The sequence below is a fragment of the Dorea sp. AGR2135 genome (assembly GCF_000420885.1).
Classification (GTDB): Bacteria; Bacillota; Clostridia; order Lachnospirales; family Lachnospiraceae; genus Dorea; species Dorea formicigenerans.
This window is the reverse complement of the sequence record NZ_ATVU01000072.1, coordinates 1-1,155: the sequence shown is the minus strand read 5'-3', so window position 1 is coordinate 1,155 and position 1,155 is coordinate 1. Positions and strand designations below refer to the sequence as shown.

Below are 1,155 nucleotides of genomic sequence, written 5' to 3'. Positions count from 1 at the left end.
GTTGGCGGTATATATGATGATAGGTTACTGGTAAAACCAACAAAGTCTGCAATTTCTTATATGCCAACAGTTACTTATGAAATTCCATACGAAAATGCCAAAGAAATGTTATTGGTGGAAGAAATTGATAATAAAGATTTTCTGACGGGGTTATTTAATGTGATGTATGATGAACTACCAACGCCAAAACCTAAAAAGAAAAAATAAACAGTTTCTAGCTTGACAATTTCATATCCATACACACAAAGCAGTTAGTCTTAGGATTGACTGCTTTTTTCTTACCAAAATTACAGATTGGAGTGATGAAATGATATACTCTTAGAACTTTTTAACAAGATTATCGAAGCATAAAATTTTGTTGTAGTGCTTATATGTGAATGGTATAATCGGGGTATGAAAAAAGATAAAATAGATTAGGAGTCAAGTTATGGATTATATCATAAGGAAAATTAAAAAAGCAGAATATGATTTACTCAATGACTTTTTGTATGAAGCAATTTATATTCCAGACGGTGTTGAGCCACCACCTAAATCAATAATTAACTGTCCAGAATTACAAGAATATGTTTTTGAATTTGGAAAGCGAAAAGATGATAGGGCTTTAGTTGCGGAAGTTCAAGGAAATGTCGTAGGTGCTATTTGGGTGCGAATAATGAACGATTACGGACACATTGACAATGATACACCGTCCCTTGCTATGTCTGTTTTTCAAAAGTATAGAGGACAAGGGATTGGGACTTCATTATTGCAACAATTATTGTTAGTGGAAAAATCTTTTGGTTATTCAAAAATTTCCTTATCTGTTCAGAAAAATAATTATGCAGTAAAAATGTATAAGAAAGCAGGTTTTCTTGTTGTTGATGAAAACAGCGAAGAATATATTATGACTATAAATCTATAACAAACAATCTAGTTTACAATTTCATATCCCTACACACAAAGCAGTTAGTCTTATGATTGACTGCTTTTTTCATACCTAAATTTCAGATTGGAGTGATGAAATGGTGTCTGTTAGAGCTGTTCAATAAGACTATCGGTGCATAACATTTTATTGTGGTGGTGATATGAGAATGTTATAATGTGGATATGAAAAAACGATAAACGGTAATTTAAAAAGGGGAAATGAAAAAGTGGCAATTTCAAATATAAATACAA

1 protein-coding gene and 1 pseudogene are annotated in these 1,155 nt (G+C 31.4%); both read left to right on the top strand.

The window, feature by feature from the left end; all coding sequences use genetic code 11:
- Positions 1 to 207 (top strand): annotated as a pseudogene (locus G593_RS0118275) (TfoX/Sxy family protein); the annotation flags it as partial.
- Positions 208 to 427: 220 nt separating this feature from the next.
- Positions 428 to 901 carry a GNAT family N-acetyltransferase gene (locus tag G593_RS0118270; RefSeq protein ID WP_029732601.1) on the top strand — a complete coding sequence of 158 codons (474 nt, stop codon included), beginning with the start codon at positions 428 to 430 and terminating at the stop codon, positions 899 to 901.
- Positions 902 to 1,155 lie beyond the last annotated feature (254 nt).